Genomic DNA, 19289 nt, shown 5'->3' on the forward strand with positions numbered 1-19289 from the left:
ATGAGTGAAGACGGCGAAATGGCTGACGTCGGGGTGAGAAAATTGTCAGAGGACATCATCGGCAAGCTTCCGGTATGGGGAGATGAATGCGTCCGGGAGTTACAGCGAACGCTGCTCTCGGACTCCTCACCTTTTCCATGCACCTTCGCGGTGGCAGGGACCAAGCGGAACAGTCTCCGATTCGGATTCGTGGAGTCCGTCGACGACGAACGGGCATGGCAGCCGCTCGGCGGCATACTCACCGAATATCTGGCAGGGTACCGGGAACTGGGCCGCGAGACCTCCTTGATCGTCTTCTTCCGTCCGGACGACAGGTCCCGGACCATGGCCGAGTACAACGAACGGTTCTGGGCGGTGCTGCAGTATCTGCACGACACGGACACCAGCCCCTGGCCGGCCGAAGTGCCCCATGACACCGACGATCCCTGGTGGGAGTTCAGCTTCGGCGGCACACCGATCTTCGTGGTCTGCAACACCCCTGCCCATGTGCTGCGCCGCAGCCGGCACAGCCCCGTCTTCTTCATCACCTTCCAGCCGCGCTGGGTGTTCGAGGGGCTCGGTGCCCACACGCCGCCCGGGGCGTCCGCACGGCGGACCATACGCAGGCGACTCAGCCGGTACGACGCCGTCGAGGCCTCCCCGGAGCTCGGCTCGTACGGCGACCCGGACAACCGCGAGTGGCGGCAGTACTTCCTTCCCGACACGCCGGACGAGCCATGGGCGAAGGACCGGCGCTGCCCCTTCCGGGACCGGACCGCAGGAGAGGTGACCGCCGGTCAGGCGGTCAGCCCCGAGAGCACCAGCCGCTTGACCCCGAAGATCGTCGGCGAGTCGTAGTACACCGGCGGCTCGGCGAGGCGGGGCTCGGGGCAGCGCTCCAGCAGCATGGACAGCGCGATCCTCGCCTCCATCCTGCCCAGCGGCGCGCCGATGCAGAAGTGGATGCCGTGTCCGAAGGACAGGTGCGGATTGGGGGTGCGCCCGATGTCGAAGGCCTCCGCGTCGGCGAACTGGCGCTCGTCGTGATTGGCCGACATCACCCACGAAGCCACCATCACGTCGGCCGGAATGTCGACGCCGCCGAGCGTGGTCTCCCGGGTCGTCAGCCGGTACGCCAGCGGGGCGGGCGGGCTGTGCCGCAGCACTTCCTCCAAGGCGCCGGGGATCGCCGCGGGATCCTCGCGAAGCGTGGCCAGTGCTCGGGGGTTGTCGTCGAGGCACACCAGGGCGTTGCCGAGCAGCAAAGTGGTACTGATGTGACCCGCCAGCAGCAACATGAGCGTGATGACGAACACTTCGCTCTCGTCGAGCGATTCGCCATCCACCTCGGCCGCCACCAGGCGACTGAGCACGTCGTCGGACGGTTCACGCCGCCGCCGCGCCGCGTGGTCGAGGATGTAGGACTCCATCTCCAGCAGCAGGCCGGCCATCTCTTCGGGGACCTGGAGCCGTGCCGCGTCGACCGCCCCCGCGTCATGGTTGGCGGAGACCAGTGAATCGGCCCAGCCCCGGAACATGGCGTGGTCCTCCGCGGGAACGCCCAGCAGCTCGGCGATGACGGTGACCGGCAGCGGGTTGAAGAACCCGCTCACCATCTCCACCTCATCGCGGCCCTCCATCGCGTCCAGCAGGCCCGCCGTAATCTCGGTGATCTTCCCTTCGAGGTCGGACACGGCCCGCGGCGTGAGGGCCTGGCTGACCAGATTGCGCAGCTTGCGGTGGCGCGGCGGATCGGTCACGCTCAGATGGCCCTTCAGGAGGTTCGGCACGGGCCGTTCTCCCGGCGCGACCTCCACTGGACTCTGCGGCGCCGGAATCAACCTGCTGAAATCGGACGAGAACGTCTCGGGGTCCCTCAGCATCGCTTGAGTCTCGGCGAACCCGAACACCTGACAGGACCGGGTTTGTTCATCCCAAAGGACCCGGTGCTTCCGCCGGTTTTCGGCCAGCCAGCTCCGTAACGCGTCGCCCCCGTCGGATGTGCCCGGCGAAGGACTGGTCACCGTCTCGGTCATTTGCTGCTCCTTTCCGACACGCCGGTTCACCGCCACCGGCCGACGGGACAACCATAACTATCCATCGACTGCTTGCCCAGCAGGCACCTCTTTTTCTCATTCCTCGGTTGTCCATGGATTCCAACTCTGGTTGGACGACATCCATCGGCGTGGCTTGTTAACTTCGCACCCTCCTGAAGTCGCGTGCGAGTGATGGCGCCACCGGCACCAAGGAAAGGGAAAAGGAACTCATGAGCCCTGTCTCCCGTATCAAGAGCGCTCCGGACGACCCCAATGGAATAGTCCGCCGATACGCGGCCAACTCGCCGTTCCGTAGTGCGACCGCAGAAGAGCTGGTCAATGAGGACAACCCGTTCCGGCGTCCGGTCCGTCCGCACGATCTCGGATTCCTGGATTATGGGAAAGTGCTGCCGGCGGACCAGGTCCTCCGGCTGAGCTCGCTGCTCGGCCACCGGATGCTGCGCACCGTCTACGACGCCGACCTGCTGTTCATTCCCGGCGGCGAAGGGCATCCGAGCCAGGCCGACGCCGCCGCGTTCCGCTCCCCCGAGAACCGGATCCTGGGCCGGCAGGCGGCGGGTGTGCTGGAGAACCACCTCTTCGACTGGCTGACCGGCGCGCGTACTCCGCTCGGCGGTGGCGGGCTCGCCGCGCTCACCGGACGGGTCCAGGCCGTCCTGGAGGAGCGGCGTTCCCGGCCCGGGCGCGCGCTGGAGGTGGCGCGAGCCTGCCGGCACCGCACGGAGGCGGCGACCTTCGCCCTCGTCCAACTGACGGCGATTCTCCCCTCCGTCACCAGCGCCGTGGGCAGGAACCTCCTGGGCGACTACGACACCGCCCACCCCACGCTGCGCGGGCTGCTCCTGGAGGACTTCCGGACCCGGGTCGGGCAGGCCCCGCTCCACCGGGAGCTCCTGGCCGAAGCCGGACTCTCGGCCGAGCCGAACGCCTACTGGCAGTTCTTCCTCTCATCGTCGCTGGCGAGCGCGAACCATCTGCACCGGGTCGCCCACGACCACGCGCGCCTGGCGGAGTTCCTGGGCGCCTGGGTCCACCGCCGCCTCGACGAGGCCGTCACCTCGGCGGGCTATGCCGATCTGGTGCGTGAGGCGTTCGGCACCGAGCACACCGCCTGCTTCACCGATGCGCCACGGATGACCGGTGAGGGCGTGGCCGCGCTGACGGAGGCCCTCGTCGCCCCGCTGGTGGACCGCTTCGGGGAGGAGGCCGTGGCCTCCTTCCACAACGGCTTCGAGGACGCCCGCCTGCTCACCGCCGTGGCCGATGAGGACCTGGCCGTCCAGCTCGACTGGGCGGACCGGCTCGACGAGTACAAGGTCAAGGCCGAGAAGCTCGACGCGCTGATCCGCGAACGCGGCATCGAGGTCGACCTGGAGACGTTCGTGGAGTCCCACGAGGAGACCTCCACCACGCATGTGCACGACGACCACCGACTGGTCGTGGTCGAGGTCGGCCAGATGCACTTCTGGAACAACGTCGGCCAGCTCATTCCCATGAACGAGGGGGACAAACTGCTGATCCCCGCCGAGCGGCTGCACGGCTCGATGGTGCGCTCCGGCACCTGCACCTACCACCAGCCCGTGATCACCGAGGAGCTGCTCAGCCAGGTCTGACGGCCCCGGCCCGACATCCGTCCGGGGAAGGACCCGGGACCACCGTCCGGCACGTCGCGAAGGAACTTCGGTGACGAACGAGCAAGGAAACGACTTGTACCGCGTGGTCGTCAATCATGAGGACCAGTACGCACTGTGGCCGGCGGACCGCGAGAACGCCCCCGGCTGGCGCGACGAGGGCACGACCGGCACCCGTGAGGTGTGTCTGCGCCGCGTCGAGGAGATCTGGACGGACATGCGACCGGCCTCGCTCCGGCGGCGGATGGCCGAACGCGGACCGGACCGGGCGGGCGCCTGATGGCCGCGCACGGCACGGCCGTTCCGTACGAAGGCCGGATCGCGGTCGTCGGCTTCTCCGGCCGCTACCCGGGCGCCTCCTCACCGGAGGAGTTCTGGCAGTTGCTGAGCCGCGGGCGGGAGGCCCACACCGTCGTCACGCCCGATCAGCTCCTGGCGGCGGGAGTGCCCGAGGACCGGCTGGACGACCCCGCCCTGGTACGCCGCCGCCCCCTCCTGGGCGGGGTGGAACTCTTCGACGCCGCCTTCTTCGGTTACACGCCCCGTGAGGCGGAGCTGATGGACCCCCAGCAGCGGCTCTTCCTTGAGTGCTCCTGGGAGGCGCTGGAACACGCCGGTTACGACAGCGCCCGCTTCGACGGCTCGATCGGCGTCTTCGGCGGCGGCGGTCCCACCTCGTACTGGCAAGGCCACCTCTGCGCCAACCCCGACTACCTGCGCGAAGTAGGCGAGTTCCAGGCGCTGCTGGGGAACGAGAAGGACTTCATGGCTCCCCGGGTGTCGTACAAGCTCGACCTGCGGGGGCCCAGTGTCAGCGTGCTCAGCGGCTGCTCCTCGTCGCTGGTGGCGGTGCACCTGGCGGTGCAGAGCCTGCTCGGCGGGGAGTCCGACATCGCGCTGGCCGGCGGTGCCACCGTCTACTTCCCGCAGCTGGCCGGCTACCGGCACCACGAGGGAGGGGTGAACTCGCCCGACGGGCACTGCCGGGCGTTCTCCGCCGAGGCGAACGGCACCGTGCCCGGAGACGGCGTCGGTGTGGTGGTGCTCAGACGGCTGGAGGACGCGCTCGCCGACCGCGACCGGATACACGGAGTCCTGCTGGGCACCGCCGTCAACAACGACGGCGCACACAAGGTCGGCTTCACGGCACCGAGCGTCCACGGGCAGGCGGAAGTGATCGCCGAGGCCCTGTCCGTCGCCGGTGCCGAGCCGGAGTCGATCTCGTACGTCGAGGCGCACGGCACCGGCACACCGCTCGGCGACGGAATCGAGATCGCCGCCCTGACGGAGGCCTTCGGCACGCGGAAGCGGAGCTACTGCACCATCGGCTCGCTCAAACCCAACATCGGCCACACCGACACGGCGGCCGGCGTCCTTGGGCTGATCAAGGTCCTGCTGTCGCTGCGCCACGAGGAGATCCCTCCCGCCGCCAACTGCCCCGTTCCGCATCCGGACATCGACTTCCCCAACACCCCTTTCCGCATCAGCTCGCGGGCGACTCCCTGGCCGAGGGGCACCGAGCCACGCAGGGCGGGAGTCAGCTCGTTCAGCGTCGGTGGCACCAACGCCCACATCGTGGTCGAGGAGCCACCACCCGCACCCGCCGCGGCCGCCCCCTGCGACCGACCCGAACTGCTGGTTCTCTCAGCGCGGACCGCGACGGCGCTCGACCGGGCCGGGACCGCGCTGGCCGAGGTGCTGCGCCGTGAGGACTCCCCCGGCCTGGCCGACACCGCTCATACGCTGCGCGCAGGCCGACGGGTCTTCACCCACCGCATGGCCCTGGTCTGCCGGGACCGCGCGGAGGCGGTGGCGGCCCTGGACGGCACCGGCATCACCCCCATTTCCGTGGGCCACGCCGATCCGGCCGGACCGGCGCCCGAACTCGCCTTCCTCTTCCCCGGTCAGGGCAGCCAGCACGTGTCCATGGGGCGCGGCCTGTACGCGACGGAGCCCGCCTACCGGGCCGTCGTCGACGACTGCGCGGACCTCCTCGTCCCCTCCCTGGGAGAGGACGTGCGCTCCGTGCTCTTCCCGGAGCCGGCCGATGCGCCGGGCGCCTCGGAGCGGCTGACGTCCACGGCACTGGCCCAGCCCGCCCTGTTCGTCACCCAGTACGCGCTGGCCAGGCTGCTGGAAGGCTGGGGCATCCGGCCCTCGGCCATGTTCGGGCACAGCGTCGGCGAGTTCACGGCGGCCTGCCTGTCCGGCGTGCTGTCCCTGCCCGACGCCCTGCGCATGGTCGCGCTGCGGGGCAGACTGCTCCAGGCCCGCCCGGCCGGCGCCATGGCCGGTGTGCCCCTGGCCGCGGACCGGGTCGGCGAACTGATCGCCAACCTGCCCGACGTGTCGGTGGCGGCGGTGAACGGCCCCGCCCAGACCGTGGTTTCCGGTCCGGTGCCGGCCGTCGAGGACCTGACACGGCTGCTCGCCCGCGACGGGGTGGACGCCAGACGGCTGCACACCTCGCACGCCTTCCACTCGGCGATGATGGACCCCGCGGTGCCGGAATTCACGGCCGCCATGGCCGGGATACGGCTGAACGCCCCGACCGTTCCCTATGTCTCCGGCGTGAGCGGCACCTGGATGACGCCGGAAGACGCCACGGACCCCCATTACTGGGGACGTCAGTTGCGCGAACCGGTGCTGTTCGCCGACGCGCTGAACGTCCTGAGGGACACGTCCGGCCGGCTGCTGCTGGAAGTGGGCGCCGGCCACACCCTGCGCACCCTGGCCTCGGGGAATCCCGGCCGGAGCGGGCCCCCGGTGATCGCCACCCTCGGCTCCCACCACGAAGCGGCCGACGGCGGGCCGGTCCTGGAGGCCGTCGGACAGCTGTGGACGCGCGGGGTGGAGGTCGATCTGGCCGCTCTCACCGGCGAGGTGCCCCGCCACCGGGTGGCGCTGCCGACCTACCCCTTCGAGCGGAAGCGGTTCTTCGTCGATCCACCGGCGACGCGCTCGACGGCCCCGATCGCCGCGGACCCGGCCGAGCACGCCCTGGCACCCGTCGCTTCGTCAGACCCCGTCGCTTCCCCGGTACCGGCCGAAGAGGCCCCGGCACTCGCCCGCTACGACCGCCCCGAACTGCCGACCGCCTATACGGCGCCCCGCACCCCGCTGGAGGAGACGCTCGCCGGTGTGTGGCAGGACGTGATGGGGGTCGACCCGGTGGGAGCTCATGACAACTTCTTCGACCTGGGCGGGCACTCGCTGCTCGCGGCGCAACTGGTCGCCCGGCTGCAGAACATACTGCCCGTCACCCTGACGGTGACCGAGCTGCTGTCACAGACCCAGACCGTCGCGGGGATGGCCGAGGCCGTCGAGCGCAAGCTGCACGAAAAGCTCCTCGGCATGTCGGACGACGAGGCCGCCGAACTCCTCGCGGAGCGGCCGCCCGGTTCTCCTTCCGAACCGCGGTCACCGCGGAACCAGTGGAACTAGCGGAGGTTGACGGTCCCATGGCCACACCCGGCCCCCTCACCGACGACGCCGGACTGTCCGCCACGAAGCGCCAGCTCATGGAGAAGTGGCTGGCCGGCGGCGGAAGACCGCAAACGCCCACCATCCCACGCCGCGCCCGCGCGCACACCGCCGACCTGTCCTTCGCCCAGGAGCGGCTGTGGTTCCTCGCCCAGCTTCACCCTGGCAACCCGTACCACAACATGGTGGAGGCCATCCGGCTCCGGGGCCCGCTCGACCGGACCGCCCTGCGCCGCGCCCTGGAGCGGATCATCGCCCGGCACGAGGCGCTGCGCACCGTGTTCGAGGTCCACGAGGGGGAGCCGCGTCAGGTCATCCTGGACCATCAGCCGCTCGCCCTGGACACGGGCACCCGGTTCCTCGACGAAGAGCGGACGGTCGAGCTGCTGCGCGCCGAGTCCCAGCGTCCGTTCGATCTCACCCGGGGGCCCCTGATCCGGTTCCATCTCGCGCCGCTCGGCCCGGACGAGCACGTCCTGATGGTGACGATGCACCATCTCGTGGGCGACGGCATGTCGATGGGAATCCTCCTCCGCGAGCTGTACACGTTCTACGAGGCCGCCACCGCGGGCCGGGAGCCGTGCGGCGTCACCGAACTCGCCGTGCAGTACGCCGACTTCGCCGAATGGCAGCGCGAGACGCTGCGCGGCGAGGAACTGCGCAAACGGCTCGACCACTGGTGCGCGGTCCTGCACGAACCCCTGCCCGGCCTGGACCGGCTCGCCGACCGGCCGCGGCGCGGCCCGTCCAGTCTTCAGGCGGTCAGCCGGTCCTTCAGCCTGGACGCATCCGTGTCGGCGAAGCTGCGCGCCCTCGCCCGCGATCACCAGGCGACCCTGTTCATGGCCTTGCTGGCCGGCTTCACGACACTGATGCACCGCCGCACCGGCGGGGACGACATCGTGACCGGTTCGGTGGTGCACGGCCGCGACCAGCCCGAACTGGAGAACGTCATCGGTTTCTTCGCCAACACCCTGGCGCTGCGCACCGATTTCTCCGGATCTCCGGCCTTCACCGACGTACTGGAGCGGGTGCGGCTGACGTGCCTGGAGGCGTACGCCCATCGGGACACCCCCATCGAGATCCTGGCGGCCGAGCTGCGGCCGGGGCGCAACGGCGGGGACAACCCTCTCTTCCAGGCCGCTGTCGTCGGCGAGGCCCCCGCCGGGGCCGCGCGCATGGGCGATCTGGATGTCGGTCCCTTCGACTTCGGGCTGGACACGTCCGAGTTCGACCTCGTGCTGCACTACTGGGAGAGCGACGGGCGGGTCGAAGGTGGCGTGCGCGGCAGCGCGGACCTCTTCGATCCGGAGTCCGTCGACCGGCTCACGGCGGAGCTGGAGCACCTGTTCGCCGTCGTGGTGGAGCATCCGGGGCAGCCGGTGGCCACCCTGGCGCTCACCACCACCTCGGAGTCCGCGTACGCCCCCGCCCCGGAGGCGGCTTCCGCGGTGCCGGACAGCGAGCCGCCCGCGTCGGGCCCCCCGGGCGGCGACGGGGACTCCGGCTGCTCCCTCACCCCCACCGAACGCGAAGTGGCGGCCGTCTGGCGCGAAGTCCTCGGCCAGCGGGACATCGACCCGCACGAGGACTTCTTCGAGATCGGCGGGCACTCCCTGCGCGCCGTCCGGGTGCTCCTGCGGCTGCGCGAACGGCTCGGTGTGGACCTGCCGGTACAGGCCTTCTTCGAGGCACCCACCGTGAGCGCTCTGGCCGCCGTGTTCGACCGGGCCAGGGGTGGCGCCGCGCATGCGTCCGACCCGGGCGAGGATACGGCGGCGCTGCTCGCCGATGCCGTCCTGGACCCGGAGATCTCCTGCCGGCACAGCGTTCCCCACGACGCCGCCCGTCTGGCGGCGCCGGAGGAGATCCTGCTCACCGGGGCCACCAGCTTCCTGGGCGCCCACCTGCTGGCCCGTCTGCTGGCCGTGACCGAGGCCCGGGTGCACTGCCTGGTGGACGCCGACGGCTCCGGGGAGGCGGAGCGGGCGCTGAACCGGGCGCTGAACCGGTATCGCCTGGAGGTGCCGACGGACCGCGTCGCCGTGGTTCCGGGAAGCCTCCGCGAACCACGGCTCGGCCTCTCGCCGATCGCCTTCGCCCGGCTCGCCGGGACGATCGACGTGATCCATCACGCCGGCTGCGAGGCCGGCCTGGCGGAGCCGTACGCACGGCTGAGGGCCGCCAATGCCGGCGGCACCACCGAGGTGCTGCGGCTGGCCGCCCGTGAGCGGGTCAAACCCGTGCACTACGTGTCCTCCCCCGGTGTGCTCCTGCACCGCGGCACCGAGCCGCGAGTACTGCGCGAGGACGGGCGCGTCCACGCCGACTCGGTCCTGCCGTCCGGTTACGTGCGCAGCCGGTGGGTGGCCGAGGAACTGGTCGACGCGGGACGGAAGCTGGGTCTGCCGGTCTCCGTCTACCGGCCCGGCAGACTCGCGGGCGACTCGGTGACCGGCGCCGGTGACCCGGCATCCGCCTTCTGGCAGTTCATCCGGGCCTGCGCGGAGCTGGAGGCGGTACCCGACTTCGGGCCGGACACCGATTTCGACCTGGTGCCGGTGGACTACGTGGCGGCGGCCCTGGTCGAACTCTCGCTGCGGCCCGCCGCGCTGGGAGGCACCTACCACCTGGCCCATCCCGTCCGTACCCGGTTCGACGCGGTCATCCAGCGGCTGCGCGCGACGGGGTACCGGCTCACCGGCACCGACCCCGACCAGTGGACACGGCTGGTGGCGGCGGACGTCCTGGCCTCCGGCACGGGCGGCGACGAGGCCTCGCTCCCGGTAGCCGCACTGACCGGCGCCTCTCACGGTATGCCCGGATTCGGCAGTCTCCGGCTGGACACCACCGGCACCCTGACCGCCCTCGCCGGCGCAACCGTCCACTGCCCGGTGGTCGACGGGGCGCTGCTGGACCGCTACCTGGACCACCTCATCGGCACGGGCCTGCTGCCACCGCCGTCCGGCCACGGCACTTCCGGCACTCCCCGATCGGAGAACCGCATATGAGCGCTGACACCACCGAGAGCGCGGTGAACACGGTGGAGCGCGGCCCCGGTCTGCCCTTCCTGGGGACGGCACAGGACGGACCAGCCCTGCGCCACCCGGTGACGCTGAGCGCCGCGCGATGGCGGAGCATCGGGGAACGCGCCCGCGCGGCGGGGCTCGAACCCGTCGTGGTGCTGCGCACCGCCTTCACCGACGTGCTCGCGCTGTGGTCGCGGGGCCCGCGGTTCAGTGTGCGGTCCCGATCCGCGGAGGGCTGTCTGCTGGTGGAGGTGGACGCCCTCGCGGAGGGCAGCTTCCTGGACCGGGCGGCGGGTTCCCGGGGCTCCGAGCGGCGCGAGGACGAGGCCCCGGCCGAGCGGCCGGTGCCCCTGGTCGAGTTCGCCGACCATATCGGGGGCGCTGCCGCCGGTCCCCCGACCGGACCGGAGGCCCTCCTCACCGTGCGGGTGGAGCCCGGCGACGGCGGAATCACGGCGCAGTGGCGGGCTCCCGCGTCCGTCCTCCCCGATGGCATGGTGGAGGACATGGCCACCGCCTGGCACGAGCTGCTCGTCACCCTGGACGAGTCCCCGGCCGCCTGGACGGACCCCGGCTCCCCCGTGCGGCTGCCCGCCGCGCAACGGCGGGCCCGGGAAGAGGTCAACGCCACGGCGGCGCCGATACCCGAAGGGCTACTGCACGAGGCGGTCGGCCGGGCCGCCGCCCTCCACCCCGATCGAGTCGCGGTCGTCTGCGGGAACCGGAGGCTGCGCTACGCCGAGTTGATGAGCCGCGCCCGGCGCATCGGGCGGCGGCTGCGCGCACTGGGGGCCGTTCCCGGCGGCCTGGTCGCCGTGTGCATGGAAAAGGGCTGGGAGCAGCCCGTCGGCATTCTGGGCGTGCTGGAGTCGGGCGCGGGATGGGTCCCGGTCGACCCCGGGCTGCCGGCCGGCCGGCGTGGGTACATTCTGGAGACCACCGGCACCGACGTGGTGCTCACACAGCGAGCGGTGGCCGGCCGGTGCGACTGGCCCGCCGGGATGACGGTGCTCGTGGTGGACGACGACGAGGAGTGGGCAGGCCTCGACGACGAGCCGCTGGCTCCGGCGCAGACGCCCGGCGACCTGGCCTATGTGCTGTTCACCTCGGGGTCCACCGGGACTCCCAAGGGGGTGATGATTCCGCACCGGGGCGCCTTGAACACCGTCCTGGACGTCAACGCCCGGTACGGGGTGACCTGCGAGGACCGTTTCATCGGCCTGTCGGCCATGAGCTTCGATCTGTCGCTGTGGGACATGTTCGGGGCCCTTTGCGCGGGTGCCGCGCTCGTACTGCCCGAGCCGGGCAACGAGCGGGACCCCGCGCACTGGGTGGAACTGGTGCGCCGCGAGTCCATCACCACCTGGATGGGCGCGCCCGCTCTCTTCGAGCTCTTCTGCGAGCAGGTCGAGCGGTCGCCGGAACCGTGGGCCGACTCGCTCCGGCTGCTGATCCTGGGCGGTGACTGGATTCCGCTCTCCCTGCCCGAGCGCGCCAAGAACATCGCGCCCGATGTACGGTTCATCAGCCTCGGGGGCAACACCGAGGCGTCGATCCTCTCCAGCACCTTCGATGTCGAGCGGGTCGACCCCGCGTGGACGAGCATCCCCTACGGCATGCCGCTGGCCAACCAGACACTCCACGTCCTCGACCCGGCGCTCCGGCCCCGACCGGTGGGGGTACCCGGTGAGCTGTACATCGGCGGCACGGGCGTGGCGCTCGGCTACTGGCGGGATCCACAGCGCACCGCGGAGTCCTTCCTCGTCCACCCGGTGACCGGAGAGCGGCTGTACCGCACCGGTGACCTCGCCCGTTTCCTGCCCGACGGGAACGTGGAGTTCCTCGGCCGGGAGGACTTCCAGGTCAAGGTGGACGGCCACCGGATCGAACTGGGCGAGATCGAGGCGGTGCTGCGGACCCATCCGGCGGTCGACAGCGCCGTGGTGGTCGCGCTGCCGCGCCAGGACGGCGAGTTGGGCAACCAGGCGCTGGCCGGTTACGTCACGCCCGTCGTCGGCGGCGCGGGGCCCGAACCGGACAGACTCCGCGCCCACCTCGCCGACCGCCTCCCCGCCTTCATGGTGCCCGCGTATCTGGTGGCGGTGGAAACGCTGCCGCTGACGGCGCACGGGAAGGTGGACCGACGGGCCCTGCCCCGGCCCGGCGCGCAAGGGTCGGACGACGGTGGGAGAACCGCGCCCCGCACCTCTGTGGAATCGCTCGTCGCCGACCTGTGGTCCGAGGTCCTGGGTGCCGACCGGGTGGGGGTGCACGACAGTTTCTTCGAGATGGGCGGCAACTCCCTGCTCGGCATCCGGGTCATGAACCGGCTCCGGGAGCGGCTCGGCCTGAAGCTGGACCCGCACGCCCTCTTCCGGCACCGGACCGTGGCCGAACTGAGCCTGGCCATTGACCAGGAGCGGGCCCAGGCCGACAGGCACGGACCGGACGGGGGGCTGCCGACCGTACGGACCTCCCCCGGATCGGCGCACGAACCGTTCGGCCTCACCGATCAGCAGGAGGCCTACTGCGTCGGCCGGACCGGGGCACTGTCCTCGGGCAACGTCTCCGCCCACATGTATCTGGAGTTCGAGGGCGAGGGCTTGGACCTCGATCGTTTCCAGCGGGCCTGGCAGCGGGTGGTGGACCGCCATCCCATGATGCGGGCCGTGGTGCTGCCCGAGACCATGACGCAGCGGGTGCTGGAGTCCGTACCGCCGTACGAGATGCGCGTGGTCGACCTGCGCGGGGCGGACGCGGAGGAGGTACGAACCGGGCTGGCCGAGATCCGCGAACGGTATTCCCACGAGGTCCGCCCGGTGGACACCTGGCCGCTTTTCGACGTGGTGGTGGCGCGGCTGGACGGGGCACGGTACCGGGTCCATTTCAGCATCGACGCGCTGTGCGCCGACTTCGCCAGCGCCCGGCTCCTGTTCGACGACCTTTCCCGCTGGTACGCGGAACCCGAGGCTCAGCTGTCGCCCCCGCCGATGAGCTACCGGGACTACGTCCTGACCACGGCGGACCTCAGCGGCACCGAGCACTACCAGCGCTCCCTGGCGTACTGGGAGAAGCGGCTCCCGACGCTGCCCCCCGCCCCCGCGCTGCCCATGGTGTGCGCCCCGGAGTCGGTGCCAAATCCCCGGTTCGTCCGACGGTCGCTGCGTCTGGACGCGGAGCGATGGCAGCGGCTCGTCGCCCGCTCGGGTGCGGAGGAGCTGACTCCGGCGGGACTGCTGCTGGCGGTCTATGCCGAGGTCCTGGCGCCCTGGGCCCAGTCCCCCCAGTTCACTCTCAACGTCACCAATCTCAACCGGCTGCCGGTGCACGCGGAGGTGGACCGGACCGTCGGCGAGTTCGCGTCCTTCGCGCTGGTGGAGGTGGACGCCGCCCTGGGCGGCGGCTTCGGGCTCCGGGCCCGCCGGATCCAGGAACGGCTGTGGAGCGACTTGAGCCACTCCTATGTGAGCGGCGTCCATCTGCTCCGCGAACTGATGCGGCTGCGCGGGGGGTTCGACGGTGCCCTGATGCCCGTGGTGTTCACCAGTGCCGTGCCGCTCGCCGGCGGCACGAGCACGCTGCTGAACGGGGTGCTGCGCCAGACGGACGGCATCACCCAGACCCCGCAGGTGTGGATGGACTTGCTGACGGAGGTCCAGGACGGGGAGCTGGTGGTCAATTGGGATGTCGCCGAGGCGCTTTTCGCACCGGACCTGCTGGACGAGATCTTCTCCGGAATGGGCGCGCTGCTGACGCGGCTGGCCGACGACGAAGCGGCCTGGTCCGCCGAGGAGCCTGTGCGGCCGGCCGGCCGGCTGACGGCGGATGGCGCGCGCTTCGGCGACGGCGGATCGCGTGAGCTGCCGGACCGGCTCGTGCACGACTCCTTCCTGGAACAGGTCGCCCTGCGGCCTTCACAGCCCGCCGTCGTCGCCGCCGGCCGGACCCTCAGCTACGCCGAGGTCCACCGGGAGGCCTGCCGCGTCGCCCACTGGCTGCGTGAGCACGGTGCCGGGCCGGGGAGACCCGTCGCCATCGTGATGGACAAGGGCTGGGAACAGATCGTCGCGGCCTATGCGGTGCTCTACGCGGGCGCGCCCTATCTGCCCATCGATCCGGAGGTGGTCGCCGGGCGGCTGCGGATGCTGCTCGACCGATGCGAGGTGGAACTCGTCCTGACCGGACGGGCCCTGCGGGAGAAGATCCCGGACGACAGGGTCTCGCTGTGCCTCGACGCCCTGCCCGAGGATGCGTCCCCGTCCGATCCGCCACCGCCGGCGCGGTCGGCGGAACCTTCCGACCTGGCCTACGTCCTGTTCACCTCCGGCTCGTCCGGTCAGCCCAAGGGCGTGATGATCGAACATCGGGGAGTCCTCAACGCGTTGCGCGCGACCACCGAGGAGTTCGCGATCGCGCCGGGTGACCGCGCCTTGGCACTGACCGCTCTGCACCACGACATGTCCGTGTTCGACGTGTTCGGGGTGCTGGGCGCCGGCGGGACCCTGGTGGTGCCGGACGCGGGATCGCGGCGGGAACCCGCACAGTGGGCACGGCTGCTGGCGAAGCACGAAGTAACCGTGTGGAACTCGGTGCCGGCCATGATGGAGATGCTTCTCGAACACCTGGGTCCGGACACCGACCCCCTCGCTTCGCTGCGGGTGGCCTTCCTCGGAGGCGACTGGCTTCCGATACCCACCGTCCGCCGTCTCCTGGAGCAGCCGGGCCTGGAGGTGGTGAGCGTGGGCGGCCCCACCGAGACCACGCTGTGGAACATCTGGCACCGGGTCACCCGGCTCGATCCCGAGCGCCGCAGCATCCCGTACGGTACGCCGATCGCCAATACCCGCTACCACATCCTCGACCAGAGGCTGCGCGACCGTCCGGTTTGGGCGACGGGTGAGATGTACTGCTCCGGAGTGGGGCTGGCGCGCGGGTACTGGGGGGATCCGGAGCGGACCGCGGCCGCGTTCACCACCCATCCACGCACCGGGGAACGGCTCTACCGCACCGGTGACCTCGGTCGTTTCCTGCCCGACGGCACCATCGAGTTCGTGGGCCGCGCGGACTTCCAGGTGCAGGTGAACGGGCACCGGGTCGAGCCGGGCGAGGTGGAGGCGGCGCTCCTGACCCACCCGGCCGTGGCCTCAGCGGTGGTGACCGGTCAGCCACGCACCGGGCGGCTCGGCCACCGGGGCCTGACCGGGTATCTGGTACCGGTGGCGGGGGCCGCCGCCGGGTCTGACTTGAGCGCGCAGCTCCGTGACCATCTGCGGCGCACGCTGCCGGAGTACATGGTGCCGTCGGTCTTCGTCACGCTTGACGCCTTGCCGCTGAACGCCAACGGCAAGGTCGACCGGCTGGCACTGCCCGTCGCCCGGCCCGAACGGGCGGCCGCGCCATCGGCGCCGCGGTCGGCGGTGGGCGAGCTGTGCGCCGACGTCTGGGCGGAGGTGCTGGGCCTGGACGCCGTCGGCGAGCAGGACAACTTCTTCGAGCTGGGTGGCGACTCCGTCCTGGCCACCCGGATCGTGGCGCGGCTGCGCGAGGTCTTCGAGTCGGATGATGTCTCGTTGCGGACGATGTTTCTGTCTCCGACGGTGGCCGGCACGGCGGAGGCCCTGGTGTCGGCGGAGGAGGTACCCGGGCGTACGGAGGCGATGGCCGACATCCATCTGCGCGTCAGGCGAATGTCGCAGGAGGAGGTGGCCCGGGAACTGTCAGCGCGCGGTGCCGTGCTGAGGGGCGGGGTCGAAGCATGAGCGCTTCGGTGAACGGCTCCGCGGGACGGCTCCCGCTCCTCCATGAGCGGGTGGCGCGGCAGGCGGCTCTGACACCGGGGGCCGACGCCGTCGTCGGCGGCCGGGAGCGGCTCACCTACCGTGAACTGCAGGATGCGTCGGAGGCACTGGCCGGACACCTGCGCCGGCTCGGGGCAGGCCCTGAGACGCTCGTGGGCATCTGTCTGGAGCGCTCTCCATGGATGGTGGTGGCCATGCTGGCGGTGCTCAAGGCCGACGCGGCGTACGTGCCCCTGGATCCGGCGTTCCCCGCCGAACGCCTGGCGTTCATGCTCCGGGACAGCGCGGCGGCGCTGATCGTCACGGAGGAGGCCTTGCGGGCGAAGGTGGGTGGCGCGCGGGGCACGGTGGTGTCGCTGGACCGCGACTGGGCCGCCATCGGTTCCTCGGGGGGCGGGGAGCGGGGGGCGGCCCGGAGCGCCGAGGGCGGTCCTGGCGACGGTTCCCGGCTCGCCTATGTGCTCTACACATCCGGTTCGACCGGCCGCCCGAAGGGGGTGGCGGTCGAACACCGCAGTGCGGCGGCGTTCATCGCGTGGGCGCTGGACACCTTCACCCTCGAGGAGCTGCGGTACACGCTGGCCTCGACGTCGGTCTGTTTCGACCTTTCCGTCTTCGAGGTGTTCGCGCCGCTCGCCTGCGGCGGCACGGTCGTCCTGGCGGAGACGGTCTTCCACCTGCCCGTGGTCGCCGCGGACCGGCCGGTGTCCCTCGTCAACACCGTGCCCAGTCTGCTCCTGGAGCTGCTGGACTCCGAGCCGCTGCCCGCCTCGGTGGTCACGGTCAACCTGGCCGGAGAGGCGTTGCCCGCCGTCCTGGCCCGGGCTCTGTACCGGACAGGAACCGTCGAGCGGGTCCACAACCTGTACGGTCCCTCGGAGGACACCACCTATTCGACGTGGTGCCTGGTCACACCCGACGCCGCCAAGCCACTGATCGGCCGGCCCATCACCGGAACCAGCGCCCATGTGCTGGACACCGACGGCCTTCCGGTGCCGGACGGCACGGTCGGGGAGCTGTACCTCGGCGGGGACGGGCTGGCCCGCGGCTATCTGCGGCGCCCCGCCCTGACCGCGGAGCGATTCGTCCCGGACCCTTTCGGGGGCCGGCCCGGGGCCAGGCTCTACCGAACGGGCGATCTCGTCCGGCGGCTGCCCGGCGGCGAGCTGGATTACGTCGGCCGGGCCGACCAGCAGGTGAAGCTGCGCGGATTGCGGATCGAGCCCGGTGAGATCGAGGCGCTGCTGGGAGAACACCCAGCGGTCCGCCGGGCAGCCGTCGCCGCCCGGCGAGGCGCTGCCGACTCGGCGGGGCTGGTCGCCTATGTGGTGTGCGAAGACGGCGCGGGCTTCTCCTCGGACCACGCGATGAGCAGCGCGCTCCGGAATTTCCTGAAAGGACGGCTGCCCTCCTACATGGTGCCCGGGGTGTTCGTACCGGTGGACTCCATCCCGCGCACCGTGACCGGGAAAACGGATATCAATTCCCTTCCCGCACCGCCCGGGTAAGTACTCACTCTTCGAAACGCAGCGCAGTGGGTGCTACACTCGCGGCCACCATGCACGGTAAGGTAACCCTTACTCGACGTCGGCGACGCCGCCCCGGAATCAATTCCAAAACCGTTTTCATAGCAGCGTGCATGGCTTGGCGAGGTCGCCGCATCTGCCACCGGAAGAGGAATTCGTGAGCGCCACGGATACCACCGCGAGCCGCCAGGCCCGTATCGTATTGATAATCACTGTCGTTGCATCGGCCTTATTGGTAATCGACATCACCATCGTTTCCGTCGCCTTACCTTCCATCCAGTCGGATCTCGGCGGATCGCTGTCCGCGCTCCAATGGATCATCATCGGCTACACCGTCACCTTCGGGGCCTTCCAGCAGGCGGCGGGGTCGCTGTCGGACCGGCTGGGCCGCAAGGTGATGTTCATGGGCGGCATCGCGCTGTTCACCCTGTCCTCACTGGCCTGCGGCATGGCCCCGAACGCCCTGGCGCTCGACGTCGCCCGATGTGTGCAGGGCGTGGGCGCGGCCTTCGTACTCGCCAACGCGATGCCCCTGATCGCCCAGACCCACGAGGGCCAGAGCCGCAACATGGCCATCGCCGTCTGGGGCACCACGCTGGGCGCCTGCGGTGCCGTCGCCCCGGTCATCGGTGGTCTGCTGGTCGACCTCACCCAGTGGCGCTACCTCTTCCTCATCAACGTGCCCATCGGCGCGATCGCGCTCTTCCTCTGCCGGACGCGGCTGCCCGCCGACCCCCCGCGCGGTTCTCTGGCAGGCATCGACTGGACCGGCGCCGCCCTGCTCGTCCTCACCCTCGGTCTGGTCAACTTCGCCCTCACCCGCGGCGAGGACCAGGGCTGGGCCAGCACCGCCACCGTGATCCAGCTCGGCCTCTCAGCCGTACTGCTCATCGGATTCCTGCTGCTGGAGAAGCGGCTCGCGACCCCCACCCTCGAACTGTCCCTGTTCAAGGTGCCCACCTTCGTGGCGGCGACCCTGATCGCCTTCTTCTCCCGCTTCGCCACCGTCGGCGGCTCGGTCTACTACATCCTGTACTTCCAGAGCGCCCGTGGCCTGAGCCCGCTCCAGACCGGACTGGTGATGATGGCCATCTTCGCTCCGCAGCTGGGGATGGGGCTGGTCGCCGGCAAGCTCCAGGCCAAGTACTCGCCGTCCCACATCATCGGGGCCGGATTCGGAATCCTGGCCCTCGGCGGGCTCGCCATGTCCTGGGCGTTCACCTCGGACACCAGCGTCTGGGCGGCCGTGCCGGGCCTCCTGCTGTGGGGCGTGGGCGGTGGCCTGGCGGGCAGCCCGTCCATGTCCTTGGCGGTGAACGTGGTCCCCAAGGAGAAGGCGGGCATGGCGTCGGGGGCGATCAACAGCCTCTTCATGTTCGGGGCCGGTATCGGTGCGGCCATCTTCGGGGTCCTGTTCCGGACCCGGATCTCCGACAAGGCCGACAGCGATCTGCGACTGGACACCACCGACCACGAGTCCGTCGTCTCCGCCGCCGCCCAGGGGGACATCACCCGCGCTCTGGAGAACGTGTCCGACGACATCGCCGACCAGGTGCGCCGCACCCTGGAATCCGCCATCGCGGAAGGAGCGGGCAACGTCATGATGTGGGCCGCGGTCATCTGCGTGCTCACGGCGGCGATCGCACTGACGCTGGTCCGCAAGAAGGACCTCCTGACCGGCGCCCCCGAACCGGAGAAGGACCCTGGGCAGGCGGAGGCGGAACCGGCCTGACCTCGAGGACCGCCCGGCCGGCCACCGGGTGCGCAGCACCGATCGTCCTCCGAC

Annotated in this window: 9 protein-coding genes; 8 read left to right on the forward strand and 1 reads right to left on the reverse strand. The window is 70.8% G+C overall.

Features of this window, described 5'->3' with window-relative positions; all coding sequences use genetic code 11:
* Positions 1-18: 18 nt before the first annotated feature.
* Positions 19-837, forward strand: coding sequence for a YqcI/YcgG family protein (locus IEJ02_RS05845; protein ID WP_191063706.1), 819 nt, complete (start codon positions 19-21; stop codon positions 835-837).
* Here IEJ02_RS05845 and IEJ02_RS05850 read toward each other — a convergent pair.
* Positions 777-2051, reverse strand: a complete 1275-nt coding sequence (locus IEJ02_RS05850) for a cytochrome P450 (protein ID WP_191063707.1) — start codon at positions 2049-2051, stop codon at positions 777-779. The genes IEJ02_RS05845 and IEJ02_RS05850 overlap by 61 nt on opposite strands.
* A gap of 194 nt (positions 2052-2245) precedes the next feature.
* On the opposite strand from IEJ02_RS05850, the gene IEJ02_RS05855 reads away from it, so the two are divergent.
* The 7 genes from IEJ02_RS05855 (at position 2246) to IEJ02_RS05885 (ending at position 19235) form a co-directional block, all read left to right on the forward strand.
* Positions 2246-3649, forward strand: coding sequence for a cupin domain-containing protein (locus IEJ02_RS05855; protein ID WP_191063708.1), 1404 nt, complete (start codon positions 2246-2248; stop codon positions 3647-3649).
* Positions 3650-3719: 70 nt separating this feature from the next.
* On the forward strand, positions 3720-3947 hold the full coding sequence (locus IEJ02_RS05860; protein WP_191063709.1) for an MbtH family protein: 228 nt from the start codon (positions 3720-3722) through the stop codon (positions 3945-3947).
* Entirely contained in the window at positions 3947-7111 is a 3165-nt protein-coding gene (locus IEJ02_RS05865; RefSeq protein ID WP_191063710.1) for a type I polyketide synthase, read from the forward strand. Before IEJ02_RS05860 ends, IEJ02_RS05865 begins: the two co-directional genes overlap by 1 nt.
* A gap of 17 nt (positions 7112-7128) precedes the next feature.
* Positions 7129-10161 carry a thioester reductase domain-containing protein gene (locus IEJ02_RS05870; protein WP_191063711.1) on the forward strand — a complete coding sequence of 1011 codons (3033 nt, stop codon included), beginning with the start codon at positions 7129-7131 and terminating at the stop codon, positions 10159-10161.
* Positions 10158-15938, forward strand: a complete 5781-nt coding sequence (locus tag IEJ02_RS05875) for a non-ribosomal peptide synthetase (RefSeq protein ID WP_191063712.1) — start codon at positions 10158-10160, stop codon at positions 15936-15938. Before IEJ02_RS05870 ends, IEJ02_RS05875 begins: the two co-directional genes overlap by 4 nt.
* Entirely contained in the window at positions 15935-17485 is a 1551-nt protein-coding gene (locus tag IEJ02_RS05880) for an amino acid adenylation domain-containing protein (RefSeq protein ID WP_223863411.1), read from the forward strand. Before IEJ02_RS05875 ends, IEJ02_RS05880 begins: the two co-directional genes overlap by 4 nt.
* A 175-nt stretch (positions 17486-17660) precedes the next feature.
* Positions 17661-19235 carry an MFS transporter gene (locus tag IEJ02_RS05885; protein WP_191063713.1) on the forward strand — a complete coding sequence of 525 codons (1575 nt, stop codon included), beginning with the start codon at positions 17661-17663 and terminating at the stop codon, positions 19233-19235.
* The last annotated feature ends 54 nt before the right edge of the window (positions 19236-19289 follow it).

This window comes from Streptomyces sp. 5-10, from assembly GCF_014712245.1.
Taxonomy (GTDB): domain Bacteria; phylum Actinomycetota; class Actinomycetes; order Streptomycetales; family Streptomycetaceae; genus Streptomyces; species Streptomyces violaceusniger.

What these genes read in the sequence shown, in the direction of transcription:
- IEJ02_RS05880 (WP_223863411.1), top strand. Translation starts at nt 15,935, where the DNA reads ATGAGCGCTTCGGTGAACGGCTCCGCGGGACGGCTCCCGCTCCTCCAT.
- IEJ02_RS05845 (WP_191063706.1), top strand. Translation starts at nt 19, where the DNA reads ATGGCTGACGTCGGGGTGAGAAAATTGTCAGAGGACATCATCGGCAAG.
- IEJ02_RS05855 (WP_191063708.1), top strand. Translation starts at nt 2,246, where the DNA reads ATGAGCCCTGTCTCCCGTATCAAGAGCGCTCCGGACGACCCCAATGGA.
- IEJ02_RS05865 (WP_191063710.1), top strand. Translation starts at nt 3,947, where the DNA reads ATGGCCGCGCACGGCACGGCCGTTCCGTACGAAGGCCGGATCGCGGTC.
- IEJ02_RS05870 (WP_191063711.1), top strand. Translation starts at nt 7,129, where the DNA reads ATGGCCACACCCGGCCCCCTCACCGACGACGCCGGACTGTCCGCCACG.
- IEJ02_RS05875 (WP_191063712.1), top strand. Translation starts at nt 10,158, where the DNA reads ATGAGCGCTGACACCACCGAGAGCGCGGTGAACACGGTGGAGCGCGGC.